Below are 17,086 nucleotides of genomic sequence, written 5' to 3'. Positions count from 1 at the left end.
GATCAGTGCGTTACATCACAACTGCTCGCTCAAATCTTCCTCACATCGATGCCGTGCTTGCAGCACGTCGAGTTGTCAGGCTGTCAGCGGAGGCTGGAGCGGACGTCGTCATCCCTGTCTCCTTTAGTTTGTAAAGGAGTGCTCGGTAGCTAATGTTCAACACGCACGCTGCCCGTTTCCTATTCCATTTATTGGCCTGTAGAACTTTCAAAATCGCATCGCGCTCCAAGTCGCGAATCGCTTTCCTGGTAATCTCTTTCAACGAAAGTGCACCGGGCTGAGAAAGTTCCTGCGCGATCATTTCTCGGGGGCCGCCGGCAAGCTCTTCGCATATCCATTCTTCACAATTGAAGAGCACATACCTTTTCATCAGGTTTTCAAGCTCTCGGATGTTTCCTGGCCACGAATAGCTGAGTAGCGACTGCAATAATCGGCGCGAGGGACGTTGTACCTTGCACTGATAAATGTTGCTCAAGAAATCGACGAAGTAGTTGGCAAGATCCGGAACATCTACGATGCGTTCACGCAACGGCGGCACGCGCATGGTGACGACGTTGATCCGATAAAGCAGATCCCTGCGGAACGTGCCACGCTCGGCGGCTTCCTCCAGACCGCGATTCGTTGCGCACACGAGCCGGAGGTTGAGCTTGCATCGTTTCAAATTGATCCTGCAAAATTGTCCTTCCTGCAGAAGTCGCAACAGTTTGGTTTGCAGAGCAGCGCTGCTTTCCGAAATCTCGTCCAGAAAGAGCGTTCCATAACAGCTGCTCTCCAGACGGTGCCGCGTGGATTGAGGTTCAGCAGTAAGTACGTCTGAGGAGGATTCTAAGAGGGTGTCGAAACTGTCTGGGATGGAAGAGCACCTTGCCTTTACAAACACTCCGGCAACCCAAGGCGATTGGCGGTGCAGTATGCGCGCGATAATGTCTTTTCCAGTGCCGCTCTCGCCATCCAATAATATCGGCATGTCCAAAGCAGCAGCTCGCTCCATCCGAGTACGTAGCGCGTGCATATGCGCGGTCCGGCCGAAGACGATCGAGTCTGGTGGCAAGTGGTTTACTTGCCGGTGGACTGGAAGCGCGGTGCCCTGGAGTGAAGAGTTCATGGCGATCATCTTTCAGCCATCTAGCCGAACGTCCACACATGTGCATGTTGAAGTCCAAACTGATTTTGAAAATCAAATCTCCCAAAATGAAAGGCAGCGAGAGCCATAAATACTGGCCTGTGCAGGCGTTTGCGATATCGTGACACAATTCATGCCAATTCCAGTCGCTCTGACTATTGGCCGATTTCCACGCAAAGTGAAGTGAAAGGTTTTTCACGCGAAAATATTTGCTCGTAGGCTTACGAGGTATTGGCACGAATGTGAATGCAATGTGGACGATATTTTCGTTCAAAAAATGTTGTAATGGATCGGCGAAGCTGGATTGGGATCGGCGTAGATGCGGAACAGTGTTAAGGAATGTAAGCTGATCGTGATGCCGCAGCGGTTGGAGTAGCTTGAGAAGCCTACGCCGATTGATCCGTAGAATACTTGCCCTTTGCTCCGTCGATGCCGTATTCCCGCATTTTGTAAATCAGAGCTCGTGAGGAGATATTGAGGATGTGGGCAGCGTCTTTGCGATTCCCATGTGAAAGTTCGAGGGCGCCGAGGATGGCCTGGCGTTCAGCTTGCTCTTTTAACCCTCTTACTAGAGATTTCAGATCCGTGGCCTTCATCGAAAAGGTGCTGGTGGAGCTCTGTGACGGATAGTTTCCGCGGTAAGATTCCGGCATCAAGTGCGAAATAGCCTTTTGCTCATCCCGCACGATGAGGTAACGCTTTACGAAATTCTCGAGTTCGCGAACATTACCCGGCCAAGAGTAGCGCAGACACGCCTTCAGAAGATCCGCCGAGACCGGCAGCGGCTCACATGCCAGAACGCCGGATTGAATTGCGATGAAATGCTGCAGAAGGACAGGGATGTCCTCCATTCGCTCCCGCAACGGCGGTACCTGGATTGAGAATGCATTCAGACGGTAGTAGAGGTCTTCTCGGAACTTTCTCGTTTTAATGGCCCGAGCGATGTCGACATTGGTTGCCGCCAACACACGGACATCGACTCGAATCGGCTTGGCGCTTCCAAGACGGCAATACTCCCCATCCTGTAATACCTGAAGCAGCTTTGCTTGCGGCGCAGGCGGCATCTCGGCGATCTCGTCGAGCAGAATCGTACCTTTGTGACATGCTTCGAATTTTCCTGCTGTAGCTTTGGTGGCGCCAGTGAACGCGCCTGCTTCATAACCGAAGAGTTCGCTCTCGAGGAGTTCAGAGGGAAGAGCAGCGCAATTGACTTTTAGAAAAGGGCGGTTTCGTCGCAGGGATACATGGTGAATCAAGCGAACAATAACTTCTTTTCCAACTCCGGTCTCACCGAGAATCAAAACAGGAAGAGTCGTTTGCGCGACGAGGTCGACCATGCAACGAAGTTCACGCATGGCACGGCTGTGACAAACAAAGAATGATCCCTCGCCAACTTGTTCGACCAGCGGAACTTGATCGGTGACCGCGTGTCCGAAAACCGGAGTCGCGGGATGGGATGCTTCTTTCTGGACCGCAGACGAAGAAGTGGCACCGCTCATTTCAAGAAGCCTCTTTGAGGGCTTGATCCTGCGAAAAAGCTTACGAGTTCATGAGTGCCAGAAGCTGAAATGGGACAAGAGCAGAAGAATATAAGTCGAGTCCGTTCGAGTTCAGTTGCATGGCGCCAAACGAGCTCCGATGGCGCACAGACACGACGTCCCATTGCACTGCCGTTGGGGTCGAAGAAGCAAATGGATCGGAAACACCCGCCGCAGTGTACAACTACCGCTACCCCAGCCACGTCAAAGTTTCGTAAACGCGAAGCCGCCTATAGCACGAAATGGCTCTTCGACGGACGCAGTTTCGAAGCACCAGCTTGGCGAGACACACTAACCTTCAGAGTGTCTCTTCCATGAGAGAACGTAGATGCGCAGTGACCTGATTAGGTTGTGCATCACCTTGCGAACTTTGTGCATTTCATCCAGCTGCAGGTCAGCATTTGGATTCCTGCCTTATTCAGCCAATGCAGGTGAAATCCGTTTTGAATAGGGCCATTCGGACATGTCCTTTAGTAATCGTCGGACAGGCGAGCGGTGAGGGTACCATCTTTCCAAATCAAGATGGGCTCCTTTCTTGATCTCAGGTGACGGGGTGACTGCCATGAAAGACACGCCTCTTTCTCCTCAGCGCCGCTTTCCCCGGTTTCAATTCCATGAGAGTGTCAGGATCGGTATTACCAAGGGAGACGTGCCCATGTACTTTGATGGACACGCGATCGATCTGGCGGAGGGCGGTGCAGGCGTCAGTACGAGTACGAAGCTGGAGATTGGAGATACCGTTCATCTGCAAATTCCGCTCACTCCGGAGCCACTTCATCTTCCCGCACGGGTTTGTTACCAATACGGAGCAGAATATGGTTTCGAATTTGTAGCTCTTGGAATTACGGAAAGAGAATACATCCGTGAGAGCTGCAAGTCGCTGCTTCGAATTGGCTGATCGTGAAATCATCTTCAGTGAAGCTAACAACTGTTGAACATACCAACGCACTTCATCTTGCGACCGTCGTTCGGAAATTCCGGCACGAATTCGAAGATTGGATCTCATCAAAAAGACGCTCTCATAACATAGAAGTCTACTTTCATAACATCGAAGGCTAAGGTTTGGAAGTCAGCGTAATTCGACTGCACTCGTCGCGATCTGCGCATCTAAACTGGACTGAACGGCATCAGAGTAGGGCATAACTGGAGTGCGATTGGTCCGATGTTCTTCAGCACGAACGTCGCGCCTTCAAAGAACGGCCCTTCTCGAAAACAACAATCACCGAACGCAATTTGATTCTCTCTTTCTCTCTCGCTGCTGATGTTCGGACTAGCATCGAACGCACTTTACGTCAAACGTGCGATCGAATTCTCGGAGCAGCATGGCTGTAATTCACGAAGACGGCCGAGCGACCCTCATTGAAGTTCTTGACCGCGTTCTTGATAAAGGCATTGTTATTGATGCTTGGGTGCGCCTTTCATTAGCGGGTATGGATTTGCTGACGTTGGAAGCGCGTGTGGTTATGGCTTCTCTGGAAACTTACCTCACTCACGCCGGCGCGCTTAGCTTGAGCAGTTTAGTTGCACCACCCGCAATCGCAGCTAGCCGCAACACGGAAGACATTCGCCGAAAATGGGCTTCCCGCTATCGTTCGAGTTGAGCGATTGCGTGCACCATCGCGACTAGGACTCGCGTGCGCCAGGCTCGTCGCTTTAGTCAGAGCTAAATCGACATCACGGATTTGTGCGCACAAAGCGGGTCCACGCCTGGACTGCCTGATACACATCGAGCACTCCAAATCCATATTGGGATTCTGGTATCGGCTGCGCATGTGAAATAGCATCGGCGGCCGTAATCTGGTTAAGCAGTCCGATGGCTGTCGGCGTAGAGCTTGCCATAAGAGCAACGGTTCCAGACACAAAAGGCGCGCTGAATGAGGTTCCCCATCCCACAGCATAAGTTTCATATGGATACGTGCTCATGACTGCCTCGCCCGGAGCCGAGATCCACACCGGCGGAGTTCCATAATTCGAGAATGCTGAAGGATTGTTGGTGTTCGAGGTGGAAGCCACATCGATGACATTGGGCAGCCCCGACGGATAGACGATCGCCATCGAGCTGTCGTTTCCGGCTGACGCTACGCAGATCACACTCCGGCCGGTAGCATAGTTAATTGCCTTCACGAGTTCCAGCGACGGACTCTTGAACTCAAAGCTCATGCTGATGACTTTGGCTTTATGATCCACTGCGTAGTAAATAGCTCTGAGTACGTCGGATGAGAAGCCGGTGCCGTCGGCATGAAAGGCTTTGAGCGGCATCAGTGATGCGTTTGGAGCAACCAGATGAACGATGCCAGCAGTCATGGTTCCATGCCCAAATGCGGAATATTGAGGCTGATTGATGACCTGAGCGCGTCCTTGATCGATTACGCCTGCAGTTGATTGGTTCACCTGCGCCGGCTCAGTTGAGCCGTCGATTACTCCGGCCGTGGATTGGCTTACATCTCCGATTTCCGACCCGCCATTGGTGTTTCTCGTGAAATCATAGCCATGCACAAGATGCCGTCGGAGAACTTTGTTGTTAGGGTCAATGCCCGTATCGATCATCGCTACCGTGATGCCTTTTCCGGTAACGCCAAAGGTCAACTGAGTCTGGGCAGTCCTTACGATCTGATTTGGGGTTTGAATAACGTAGCCTTCCCAGACCTTGGCTCCGTAGTACTCAACGGGCTTTTCATCTGTGAGATACGCGGGAATTTCACCCAGCGTGGCTCCAGCCGTGTTCACGGTCTGATCGATCTCAGCATCGATTACACCAACGGCGGAAAGCAAGCGCGTAAGGAAGACGACCGGGTTGAGTATGCCGGTGTTCTGCACAACAAAAAGTTGTCCGCCGGGATCTCCTACGGTCTCGACAATATTGCAGCTTAAGAGAAGACAGGTCAGGTTCAGTCCTGGCAAGCCTGCGGTATCCCGCACGATGAATCGATTTGAAGAGGGAACTTGTCCCAGGATCTGAGCGTTATTGTGGGACGTCGGCGTGATGGCAATGCCCGGCCGACCATAGACCACCAACATGACCGAGACCAGAGCCACAGAAATAATTTTCGAGTAGAGATGACCACTTCGTTCCAGGTTCATATCGAATTGCATTCCTCAGCGGAGATTTAAGTAAACAGATAGTTTGGGGTTCGTTAGCGACCGATCGTTCTCGGGCTAATTCGCATACTGCACGGTCCAACCCGGGAGCAGATTTATGGGAAGGCGAACCGGGTGAGTACGGCTCACTGATACTTGCAGCTTTAAGTTGCGCCTCATGACAAAATCGAGCTGAAACTCGCCATTGTCATTGCTCAAAGTTTGCACAATGCGTTTTCCTCGTTGAAGCAGCACGATCGGAATCCCGACTGGTGGATGGCCCGGATTCGCGCTGTCAACCATCTGCCCCGCGAGTGACACGCGATCTGAATTGACTTCCTTATCGACTTCGAGATCCACAAAAATAGAGCCGATTCGGAATAACAATTGCCGGGACACAATTACTGATGTCCTGATCCCCTCATTTGCATTTTGCGCAAGGCTGTCGAAAAGCAATTCGAAGGCCGGAGTGGCGGCCGTCGCCAACGAATCCTTGGCTGCCAGCGCAAGATTCTTCGAGCCCATAAATGTGATCTCCGAGGACGAAGAGCGCGGCACGCAGGCGCATCTGCCATTGGAATGGCAGAGATGCTTACCGTTTTTCGGAGCTGCTGAGACACGAATCGAAACTGATCCGTGTCTCGGTTCTTCTCACAATCTAAGTAGGCGCAATCGTGAGCAGAAGACACTCCACATATGCTTATTAGGAGCTGCTCGCAATCGAAAAAATATAGGTGATAAAAAAAAGTTTTTAGTTTCGAGGAAGAGGATCATGGGCTCCCATCAGCACGAACGATGCCCAATGGTAAGGATGCGGCCAGCGGTCACGCACCTCGCGCATGGCCTGCTTCAAAGCCCATGCGCGGCTGAGTCCCTGACCGAGACCTGTATAGAAGTTGCGCATGAACTCAGCCGTACTGGCATCGTGGGCGTCCCACAAGCTCAGCACCAGAGAATTTGCGCCAGCCTGAAAAAGACCGCGAGCCAATCCGATAAGTTCGTCGCCTGCGGTGACCGAGTTCATCCCAGTTGCGCAGCCGCTCAAAGTCACGAGCTCGACCGGCAGCCGCAGTCCATAGATGTCGTAAAGGTTCAGGTACGAGTCGCCAAGCCGAATTGCGGAGAAGATGGGATTATCCTGGCGAAACCTGCCGTGAGTGGCGATATGCACGATGCGACTGCCGGGACCCTCGCGCTCCAGCACCTCCCGAGTGGCCGAGCATCCGAAATGTGTCTGCGCGCCCTCGAGGATCGAGCCAATGGAATGGACTTCATCCTTGATAAAAGGAGCTCGGCTGTCCGGGATACCCATAACCAAAGCGTCTCCTCGGCCGTGAGCTTTTCGTCGCGAACACACTGCGTAGACGCTGGCGCTGGGAGCATAAGAAACTGTGTACTTGTCGAGTAGAAACGCGGCCCCGTCCCAAAGCGCATGGAACGGAACATAATGAAGAACACCGTGGGGCACGATAATGAGATTGGATGTATTCAGGCTGCCACGAATCGGGGCTAGTAGCTCGTCGTACAAAACCTTCAGATGAGAATAAGTGGATTCTAAAAGGCAATCGCGAAACGACTGCGTGTACTCACTGCCCAGACGAAACTTCGAAAATTGGAATCGAAGCAGCCTGAGGGCGTCGGAAAAGCGAACAGACGACGTGACAGCTTTGATTTCCAGCCGGTCGCCGCAGAGAATGCACGCCAGGACGTCGTTGCCCGCCTGGAAGTATTCCAAAATGAGGGTGTCTTCTGGCAGCGTTTCGCGAATCTGTTCCAATGCCACGCTGCCCAATCCGGCCTTGCTTGTCTCGATCGACTTGTGAGAGGTCGATTCGCGCAACATACGAAGCAGTTTGCTTTCTCTTACGCGAACTTGAGATTCCAGGCGATTTACTCTCTCCGGAGAACGAGATTCTAAACGGAGTTGTTCGAGTTCGATGAGGTTGTAATAAAGATTCAATTCCTTGCGCAGCTTCTCGATCTCTCCGGTACCTTCGCTGCTTTCTTTTGCTGAGGTCTCTTTGCTGCTTGGCTGCAGCATTTCAGCCATCAACACGCGAGATTTGGCTTCTTCGATATAGCCGAACGCCTCGTGCAGAGACGATTCAGACGGATTCTGCAGGCACGTGCGAACCAGCATTTCATAAACTTCCAGTCGATTTTTGAGGAATGCCAGCTTAAGTTCCTGTCCACGCACATTCGTCCGAAGCAATTCCAGGTGGTAACGCGAAGCTCGGAAGCAGGAATAGGCGTCTTGTTGTGCCTGCAAGGCAGCATGAATCTGTCCCATGAGAAGGAACGCCTGGTGCTTGAGAACAGGACTTTGCAGATTGCGCAGTTTTTCCAAGGCAGCATGACAGTGACTCTGAGCCGTTCTTAAATCGCCATGTCCCTGCGCGATGCGTGCGAGTAGAAGTCTGCACAACACCGCTTTGCCCGACAGCAGAGATGATTCAAAAAACTCGAGGGCTGCATTCGCCAAAACGGCCGCTTCTTCGCCCCGACCTTCATTGAAGAGCACGACCGCTTTATACAGATCAATGAGAGATGGCCAAACCCGATTTCTCTCCTTAACAAACATCTTCCGAGCCTGACTAAATAGCCGCAGACTTCGAACCGGCTCGCCGATTTGACTCATAGCCATCGCCTCAAAGGCGATGGCCTTGGCCTGCTCGTAACCCATGCGCAGCGTCTTGAATTCGTCTCGCGCGTGACGGGTTAAGTCGATGGCATCTCCGCTGAGGTTAAGCTCAACGTAAAGTTCAGAGAGATCCAGGTTACAAAGCGCATGATGATAGCGATCTTCAAGTTCGAGGCATGCACTGCGGGTTGAGCGCAGCATCTCAATCGCGCGGCTGTATTCGCCACGGAGGTAATGGAGATAGGCTATGTTGTAGTCTGCCTGCGCAACCAGGCGAGGCATTCCATGCTTGCTGCAGACTTCGCGAGCTTCTTGATAGGTCTGCAGGGCTTCGGAAAACTCTTCAATGCTGATCAAGCAGACCGCGAGATTGCTGAGCACTACTCCGATGCCCTCCGCATCGCGATGCTCGAGGACCACGCGATAGGCTCGGCGATAGCAACTGAGCGCCTCAGCAAAGCGGTCCTGGCGGTGGAATACGTTACCTAGATTAATGTCGACTCTTGCAAGCCGCAGATCATCATTAAGTTCGGAAAAGATCCTTCGGGCGCGTTCGGCACAGTGAAAGGCCTTTTCATATTCGGCGCAAAGATTGAGAGAAAGGATGGAAACGCTAAGCGTTCGGCCCAACTCCGCTTTTTCTCCCAAGCTCTCGAATAACTCTATGGCCGTCGTGTATAGGCTTACAGCAGCGCGATAGCGTCCAAGAGCATACTCGGCATTCGCTTTCATGCGCTTGGCGTGAGCCATGGCCAGATCGTGGTTGAGCACACGCGCGATCTCGATCGCGGTCTCCGACAAAGCGAGAGAGTTGCGCGGATTGATGCGCAGCAGCGGCCGCCCTTTATCCGCGAGTTGAACGACAAGGTTGATTGACAGATCTTGCCGATGTTGTCGAACGTACTGCCTGCGGCTCTTTGCGTTGCGCAGCTCCGCGAGTTCTTCGAGAAGAATCTTCGACGGATCGATTTGTACCGCAGCGGCGTTCATCTCCACTCTCGAGAAGACAATTTCTGTTTCAGACGATCGAGGCAGCTCCGGGAATGAAGCCGATCGATCTGTTTGCCAATCCCAGTTCGCGCGCAATTTCGTCGTAGCAGCGCGGAGGAAATTCAAAGAGCAACATTCTGATCATTCGTGCGCAACTCCCAGTCACCCATCAGATTGATTCGCGCAGAATCTGTTCCTGCTCGACTTAATGGAGAGCGTCGTACGAGGCTTAGTGCGCCTCCGGCAATTCTAGACAGCAGTGGAATGCCCTCTCTTGTGTAAGGAGTTCAGCAGCAGGAGATAACTAGATGACACCATAACTAACACGACCACTGGCGTAAACATCCACCAGTACGACGTAATTACACGATAACTCTGCAGTTCCGACAGCAGATTGCCCCAACTCGTCAAGGGTTCCGTCGCTCCCAGTCCAAGGAACGAGAGTGCCACCTCTGCCATGATGAATTGTGGTATCAGCACGACGGCCTGGGTCCAAATCAGCGGAAGAACTTGCGGCATTAAATGCCGGCGAAACAGGTATGCCGGTCCCGCGCCGAAACCACGGGCAGTCAGAACGAATCCACGTTCCTTGGCACTCAGCAGGACTCCGCGAACGAGCCGAGCAGGTCGCGCCCATCCGGTAAAACCCAGTACCGCTGCCACCAAAAAAAATGTTTGCAGCGGAGCAGTGCGCAACGGAAGAAATGCTCTAATCGCAAGCAGAAGGTAGAACCAGGAGAGCGCAAGACCGAGTTCGGCAAGACGCATGATTGCGCTATCAGTCACCCCGCCAGCCATCGCTGCGATGCTGCCGAGCAGCGTGCCCAGTCCCAAGGCGATGCACATTGCGAGCAGTCCGGCCCCGATGGAGATTCTTCCGCCATACAGAATTCTGGAAAAAAGGTCTCGACCAAACTCGTCAGTTCCAAAAACGAATATATGTCCAGGCTGTTGAACACTGAACAGGCGTAGCCCAGATGTGCTTAGCTTTTCTGCGCTGCCAGACGCAAGAAAATTGATCGGATATTCCCGACTGCGATCTTCCGAGTAGCTTGCATCATCCGAGTTCGTGCTTATTCCATAAACGAATGGCCGCAGATGAATACGGCCGGCCTGATCTCTCCAATGAACCTTTGTCGGCGGCGCGAACGGAAATGCGCGATTCTGCTGATCCGGAGCGTAAGGAGCGAAGAAGCCGGCACAGAGGATGGTGCCGTGCAACAGGCAAAAAATAACGAGCGCAATTTGGGAACGCTTCATGAGTTCGTCCGGCGAATTCTGGGATCAGCTGCGAAAAGCAGCAGGTCCCCCACGAGATTACCTATGATCAGGAACGACGATGAGACCATTACGATCGCAATCACGACGTAGAAATCGCGGGCAAAGATCGATTGCACAAACAGCGGGCCCAGACCTGGCCATCCAGTAACAACTTCCGCGAGGAGCGAGGTGCCGACAAGACCTGCGAGCGAAAGTCCGAACAGTGAAATCAGCGGATTGGCGGCTGCAGGAAGAGCGTGGCGAAGCAGCAGCCGCGGCGAAGATATGCCATGTCCTTTCGCGGCCTGGATGAAGGGCGAGTCCAGAACCTCTTTCATCGCAGTGCTCGTGTGCTGGATCACGATCGGCAGACCAACGATCACTAATGCCAAAACGGGAATTAGCAAGTGCAAACCGGACGCTCCGATTCGAGACCATCCTTTGGCGCTTCCGTTCCATTCAGCGGCTCCGCCCAGGGGCATAGTCCCCATTCGAACAAATAGAGCCAGAAGCAGCAGGATCACAGCCAATTCCGGCACACTTAATAGCGCAGCACTGCCGATGGAACTAATGCGATCCGCCCATCCAAAACGTGCGGAAACAATCCCGATAGGGACAGCAACAATCCACACCAGCGCCGTCGCCAGCCCGGCAAGCAGCAGTGTATTGATCAACCGCTGCCCAAGCAGCGAGGAGACCGGCATGTTGTACGCGAACGAGAAACCAAAGTTACCTATCAGGGCATTCTTCAGCCAATGAACGTAGCGATGCGAGATGCTTTCGTCGATTCCGTATTGCGATCGCAATTGTGCCAGCGTCTGGAGCGAGACCTGCGGATTCAAGCGCATCTCATCGAAGTAATCTCCGGGCACGAATGATGACAACGTGAACGAGAGCACAGATATGCCGATCATCAATATCGCACCTGCAGCTATCCGATGGCATACATAACGCGCGGTTCTCATGCAGGCTCTCCGGTTGCGAGCGCCTTAGCTTCCAAGCGCGGTCCGAACTGTGCGGCATCGCTGGGTTCTATGCACTTGCCGCAGCGCACCACGTCCACCAGTTCGCCGCTCCGCATAGTGGCGATTATGTCGGCTGCAGCGCTGAGCAAGTCCGCGTCGTGAGATATCAGCACATAGGTCAGATTTCGCGCCGCCTTGAGTCTTCCGAGGAGCTGCAGGATCTGCTCCCGTGTCTCGGTGTCCAGACCAGTCATCGATTCGTCGAAGATCACGAGTTCCGGATTGAGAATCAGTGCCCGCGCAATTGCCAGTCGCTGCCGTTGGCCTCCGCTAAATGTCAGCGGAGTGCGCGTCAGCATGTCGCCATCGAGGCCAGTCTCCAGAAAGAGTCGTCTCGCCAATGCGCGACGCTCTTTTTTACCCTTGCCCTGGATCAGCAGTGGTTCTTCGACAATTTCTTCAGCGGTGAGATTTGGATTGAAAGCGGCTGCCGAATCCTGCAGCACCAGTTGAATGCGTGCGCGTACTCGCAGCAGCGCCCTCCCGGAGAGTTTGGTCAGATCTTCTCCGCGAAACAGTATTTCTCCCGAATCGGCTCTCTCCCAGCCTGCAATGCACTCCGCGAGCGTGCTTTTTCCTGATCCGGAAGGGCCGGTTAATCCAAAGCTCGAACCACGGAGGATGGAAAGAGTGACTGCGCGCAGCGCCTGCACCGAACTCGCGTGCCGTCGAAACAATCGCTGATTCAGGACATAGGACTTGGAGAGCGCATGAATGGAAACCAACTTCTCAGGCGAGTCCTCTGTGGTTCCCATTACGGAACTCTGCGCGTTCGCCACAAAAGCTTCTGCTGCATGGCGGAACGGACGAGATTCCCGCACACGGCCTGAGGTCATTTCCAGTGTACGATCTGCAATCTGCGCCAGCACCTGTCTATCATGGCTGATGACGAGGAAGGAAGTGCCCATTTCGGTCCTGAAACGCAGAATCAATTTCAGGAGTTCGTCTTTGAGTTCTTTATCGAGACCGGCCGTTGGCTCGTCGGCAATGACAAGAGCAGGACGACAAGCCAACGCCTGGGCGATTACCACGCGATGACGTTCACCTCCACTTAACTCGTGCGGATACGATTCGTATTGCCTCTCACTGAGGCCGACGCTTTGTAATAGTTCAACTACTTTCGCGCGCCGCTCGCGTCGCGTGCATTTCTCATGCGCGCGAATCACTTCCGAAATCTGATCGCCCACTCGTATGACTGGATTCAACGACAACGCTGCTTCCTGATGCATCATGGCAATGCGCTTGCCACGAATCGCCCGCATCTGCCGTTCGCTTAAGGACAGCAGATCCTTGCCTCCGAAGTTGACGGCATCGGCGCGGACGATGGCCGTGCGAGGGACAATGTTCAGCAAAGCGAGGCCCAAAGACGTCTTTCCTGAACCGGAAGGCCCCGAAAGACCGACGATTTCACCTCGATCAATGCGAAAACTGACGTCGCAGACTGCCGGAACATGGTGCTTGGCACTGTGGCGATATCTAACACTCAAGTTGCGCACGCAAAGAACAGGATCGCCAGTCCGAGCCTCCGCTGGCTTGGTCTGGCCATTGGTCGAGTGATGCTCTCTCAGAAGATAGGAAAACGCCAAACGCAAATGCACACAATGGACCCATCGAATGCGCGAGTCCCGTGGGCGCTATGGATGCGCGCAACAGCTACTCTCGTTGTCTACATTTTGGAAAAAACTGTGGATTTCCTGAAAGAAGTGTTGATTTCCCCGGCGAATGACATGATTTGTGACACACGCCGGCAATTCCTTTCCTTGTATTCTCTTGTTTATACAGGGTTCACGAGAACTACGCTTTAACATCGCCGTCTAAGGCGCGAAATGCATCCAGCAACATTGACCAGAGCACAAATCCTTCTGTAGCATCGGTCACAAATCAGGACGGGCGCTCGACACGATCCAGAGTCCGCGGGAGTGGAAAGGGCACTGCAGTCTCCTCCCGTCCCGTTAGTCGCTTCTCGCGCCGCAAACGTTTTTTCACCACTGGCCAGAATCCATCAGGAGAAGCATGACCGTAACTCATGAGAACCACCGGGCTACTCTCATCGATATCCTTGACAGAATCCTTGACAAGGGCATTGTGATTGACGCCTGGGTTCGAGTGTCCCTGGTAGGAGTTGATCTTGTGACGGTCGAGGCACGCATAGTGCTGGCATCACTTGAAACTTATCTCACGCATGCAAGCACACTTGCGCTTAGCCGTCTGGTTGCAGCGCCTGCGGTGAACGGCCAAGGCGACGGCGACCTGGTTCCACCACGCAGGCGGAGAACAACGAAAGCCATGCTGTAACGTTCATTCTCACGATTGTTGCCTGCAACGCATGAAAGTCGGCGGGGAGAGCCCGCTGAAACGGCGTCGCCGTGTCCCTCAACGAGTGACACCAAAGGGCGAGGCTTCCTCTTCGTATTCGTTGCGCCGGAGGCGCAATTCCAGCGTTTTCAGCCAACTTACGAGGCGATGCTCAAGAGCGTGAAGTTCTAGTACGAAGAGTCGAGTGTGAATTGCCGCGCGGAGAATTGAGATGCTCGCGGTTAATGTGCAGCTCCAGCCGAGTGGTTCTGCGCTTAGGCTAACGAGTTCGCGCAACGTTCGCAGTGTCGGATTCATTTTTCACTGACGATGCGCCCATTTAGAGGCTGCGTAGGACGCGCATTGTGCGGGTAGAGTTTGGCGAAGGTAGCAACCTGATCCGGCGCGATCTCACGAGGAGCTTTCAATACGAACCAAGTGACTCCCTCGCTGCATGGCGGAGTAGTGAGTGATCCCTCGAAGGTGTAATAGCCGAACGATTGAGGCAGGAGATTGGCTGCGTTCACCCTTATTCCCGAGACGATCCGCTCCTTACCCTCAACAGTCGGAAGGTAATCCCAGAGCTTTTGGATGATGGGATTGTAAGTTCCACTCTTCAGCAGAACTGCAATCACGGCCAGGTGGCCGTCCGCATCGGCGTGCACCAAGTGAACGACCATCTCGTATGCTTTGCCTTCAATCTGTTCCTCGCTGGGATGATGGAAGTGAAACTGTCGGAGTTGATAACGTTTATCGCCAACTGAGATGAAGCTGCCGGGGTCATAATTCGCCTGAATAGAGTGACCGGTGTTGATGATCTTTAAAGCCGAAGCACGGTACTCAAATCGAATTGGAGATAGAGGCGTTTTTTTGGCCCCGCGAATATCAATTGGCGATTGCAGTTGGCCGAGTTTGCAGGTTGCATACTCCGGGTTGAGATCACCCCATCGCTGCGGCCCTTCGTCTCCGTTGTAAGACCACTCATGTTTCGGACTTTGTCCGTCCTGAGCCTGCGCCATGCCCGCTATAAGTATTGCAGTAATCACTAGAACGATCTTCATACTCAGACTGCTCGCGCCGTCAGGTTCATGCCTACCTATGGGCCGATGATACGAACGATGCTCGCGCCTTCCCGCTGGCAAATCTGCTAGATCCGCTCGTCTGAATTACCGCAGGACTTAACTAGTCCATCCGGATTTTGATTTGTCACGACCGTTCGCCGTTATTCCGGCTACACAAGAGTGTATTTCGATAGCCCAGCGATGCATACGAACTGTTGCGCGCTGCTGCTACGTTTGCCAGTTGGTGCTGCCCAAGAGCTGGATTTAAAGTCCGGGTGTCGCAAGTTCTTCCGACGTTTAAAAAGGTCTGCGACTGAGGTGATCGTTGGCTGACGAATTCAGAGTTAATCAATCCCCAATCGGATATTGCGTCCAGTTCTTACATAACGGAAAGCCTTATGTAACTTTTTGTGACGGCTTTACAAAGAAAGCTGCAGAGCGGACGGCGATTAGTCTAACTGCATTGTGGCTGCGCATATCACCGGCGGCAGCAAACGGCTCGTCGACTTCACAAACTGCTGGGAAACGAACTGGTCCTGACCAGCACAGCGTGCAGCCGGGATGATCCAGTCAGGAGACCAAAGCATATTCGTAGAGGGTTCTGCAGGGTGAGACCGAAGACATAGCTAGGAAGCGAGAATGCAATGCTAGCCGAGAGCGGTTTTCGTGTGCCGTTGATTTTTGATTACGCTGCAACATTTTCCTGGGCAGCCAGCGGAGCCGTGGTGGCGATCCGAAAGCGCTTTGACATTGTTGGAATCTTTGTTGTTGCGCTCCTGTCTTCGATCGGCGGCGGCTTAATCCGTGACGCCTGCTTTCTGCAGCGAATCCCCTCCTTTTTGGTGAACCCGATTTATCTTCCGTTAGTAGTAGCCGCGACACTGATGATGGCTGTTTTCACCGGACCATTGACGCACGTTGTCAACAATGAAGGGTTTGGCAAATTGGTTGATGTGATCGACGCACTTGGTACACCTGCTTTTGCAGTGATTGGAATGCAGTTGGCGGAAGACAAGCACGTTCCAATTTTCGGCATGATTTTCGTTGGAATTGTGAATGGAGTCGCCGGCGGATTGCTCCGCGATGTAGTCGTGCGTGATGTGCCGGCACTGCTGCGACCAGGTCAATTCAGCGCTCTTACACTGGTCGCAACGTGTTGCCTCTTTGAAGTGCTAGTCCACTGCGACATCAGTCCAACGCGAGCTGCATGGAGTGTTGTCGGAACGTTTTTCATCATTCGGTTATTGACTGTGCGTTTCAATTGGCAGAGCCGTCCGATACTTCGACAATTGACGAATGAACAGTCAGCCGGAACAAGGAAGCTGCGCAGTTTTCCATGAATGTCCTAACTTTTCAGAAATTCAGACTACGCCCAGGATAGAGTTTGACGGCAGTGAACAGGACTCGCGTAGGCTGACTCGGCTACATCGATTTCCCTATCTGTGACTTATGCCAAGATCGTCGAGCCGTTCCTTGATCTCCTTCAATGCGTGTTCTTCCGGCGGACCGGCCGGCTCATTGAGAGTCCTATGCGCAATCCTGATTCTCAGCATTCCGAGCTCCTGGAACTGCCTCTTGGTATCAATTACGACTCTAGATGGGAAGGGAACAAGCTGGATCGAGCACGACCGGTCGTCAGGTTCAAGATTGTTAATGAGGCCCACTAAAGCTGCGCAGAAGAGCAAATAATCTCGTGCAGGTCTTTGCTCATTGCTCTCTTTCGTGCCGTATACGTCAATATCGAAGCCTGCCTGAATCTTTTGCGTGGATCGCGCGGTTCCATACCGCTGTTCTTGCTGCACGACGTAGTACGGAACTACTTCATAAAAAACGTTATGCTTCTCAACGACCGCCTGAAGATAATCTGCCATTTTTAATTTTCCTTTTGCTAGGGCCAAAGGTTCGCCCAATGGTCGGCAGCTCACAAACTTCCGCAGCAATCCGTGCTGCGTAGCGGTCTGCCTAGCCGCAAACTTGGTGTTGTCTCTAGGCGTCTATGCCACTGTCTGCGAGATCCCCGAACGATGAGCTTCCCGGAGAAATCCTGGCCCGTACGCAATCAAAGGACAACTGGC

General features: G+C 53.1%; 14 protein-coding genes. 4 read left to right on the top strand and 10 right to left on the bottom strand.

Annotated features, from left to right (window positions below):
* Positions 1 to 40 precede the first annotated feature (40 nt).
* Entirely contained in the window at positions 41 to 1,114 is a 1,074-nt protein-coding gene (locus tag VFU50_11890) for a sigma 54-interacting transcriptional regulator (GenBank protein HEU5233556.1), read from the bottom strand.
* A gap of 395 nt (positions 1,115 to 1,509) precedes the next feature.
* Positions 1,510 to 2,622, bottom strand: coding sequence for a sigma-54 dependent transcriptional regulator (locus tag VFU50_11885; protein HEU5233555.1), 1,113 nt, complete (start codon positions 2,620 to 2,622; stop codon positions 1,510 to 1,512).
* Positions 2,623 to 3,223: 601 nt separating this feature from the next.
* Here VFU50_11885 and VFU50_11880 point away from each other — a divergent pair.
* Entirely contained in the window at positions 3,224 to 3,559 is a 336-nt protein-coding gene (locus VFU50_11880) for a PilZ domain-containing protein (protein HEU5233554.1), read from the top strand.
* A gap of 424 nt (positions 3,560 to 3,983) precedes the next feature.
* Positions 3,984 to 4,262, top strand: a complete 279-nt coding sequence (gene gvpJ, locus VFU50_11875) for a gas vesicle protein GvpJ (GenBank protein HEU5233553.1) — start codon at positions 3,984 to 3,986, stop codon at positions 4,260 to 4,262.
* Between the two features lie 73 nt (positions 4,263 to 4,335).
* On the opposite strand, the gene VFU50_11870 is transcribed toward gvpJ (VFU50_11875), so the two are convergent.
* The 6 genes from VFU50_11870 to VFU50_11845 form a co-directional block, all read right to left on the bottom strand.
* The gene (locus VFU50_11870) at positions 4,336 to 5,742 is read right to left on the bottom strand and encodes a S8 family serine peptidase (protein ID HEU5233552.1); all 1,407 of its coding nucleotides are present in this window, start codon (positions 5,740 to 5,742) and stop codon (positions 4,336 to 4,338) included.
* A gap of 75 nt (positions 5,743 to 5,817) precedes the next feature.
* Positions 5,818 to 6,264, bottom strand: coding sequence for a hypothetical protein (locus tag VFU50_11865; protein HEU5233551.1), 447 nt, complete (start codon positions 6,262 to 6,264; stop codon positions 5,818 to 5,820).
* Positions 6,265 to 6,490: 226 nt separating this feature from the next.
* Complete coding sequence (locus VFU50_11860) at positions 6,491 to 9,370, bottom strand: CHAT domain-containing tetratricopeptide repeat protein (GenBank protein HEU5233550.1); 2,880 nt, start codon at positions 9,368 to 9,370, stop codon at positions 6,491 to 6,493.
* A gap of 249 nt (positions 9,371 to 9,619) precedes the next feature.
* Positions 9,620 to 10,630 (bottom strand): ABC transporter permease, encoded by a 1,011-nt coding sequence (locus tag VFU50_11855; GenBank protein ID HEU5233549.1) that lies wholly within the window; start codon positions 10,628 to 10,630, stop codon positions 9,620 to 9,622.
* Positions 10,627 to 11,595, bottom strand: a complete 969-nt coding sequence (locus VFU50_11850) for an ABC transporter permease (protein ID HEU5233548.1) — start codon at positions 11,593 to 11,595, stop codon at positions 10,627 to 10,629. Before VFU50_11850 ends, VFU50_11855 begins: the two co-directional genes overlap by 4 nt.
* Entirely contained in the window at positions 11,592 to 13,151 is a 1,560-nt protein-coding gene (locus VFU50_11845) for an ABC transporter ATP-binding protein (protein ID HEU5233547.1), read from the bottom strand. The genes VFU50_11850 and VFU50_11845 overlap by 4 nt, the downstream gene beginning before the upstream one ends.
* Positions 13,152 to 13,668: 517 nt before the next feature.
* On the opposite strand from VFU50_11845, the gene gvpJ (VFU50_11840) reads away from it, so the two are divergent.
* Positions 13,669 to 13,950: a gas vesicle protein GvpJ gene (gene gvpJ / locus VFU50_11840; GenBank protein HEU5233546.1), complete on the top strand. Its 282-nt coding sequence runs from the start codon at positions 13,669 to 13,671 to the stop codon at positions 13,948 to 13,950.
* Positions 13,951 to 14,264: 314 nt separating this feature from the next.
* Here the strand turns inward: gvpJ (VFU50_11840) and VFU50_11835 are convergent, their stop codons facing one another.
* Positions 14,265 to 15,011, bottom strand: coding sequence for a carbonic anhydrase family protein (locus tag VFU50_11835; GenBank protein ID HEU5233545.1), 747 nt, complete (start codon positions 15,009 to 15,011; stop codon positions 14,265 to 14,267).
* A 644-nt stretch (positions 15,012 to 15,655) separates the two neighbouring features.
* Here VFU50_11835 and VFU50_11830 point away from each other — a divergent pair.
* A complete protein-coding gene (locus VFU50_11830) occupies positions 15,656 to 16,351 on the top strand; it encodes a TRIC cation channel family protein (GenBank protein ID HEU5233544.1) in 696 nt (231 codons plus the stop codon).
* Between the two features lie 96 nt (positions 16,352 to 16,447).
* Here VFU50_11830 and VFU50_11825 read toward each other — a convergent pair whose 3' ends face one another.
* Positions 16,448 to 16,882, bottom strand: coding sequence for a hypothetical protein (locus VFU50_11825; GenBank protein HEU5233543.1), 435 nt, complete (start codon positions 16,880 to 16,882; stop codon positions 16,448 to 16,450).
* Between the last annotated feature and the right edge of the window lie 204 nt (positions 16,883 to 17,086).

Source organism: Terriglobales bacterium (genome assembly GCA_035764005.1).
Classification (GTDB): Bacteria; Acidobacteriota; Terriglobia; order Terriglobales; family Acidobacteriaceae; genus Gp1-AA112.
This window is presented reverse-complemented; position numbering and strand designations above follow the sequence as displayed.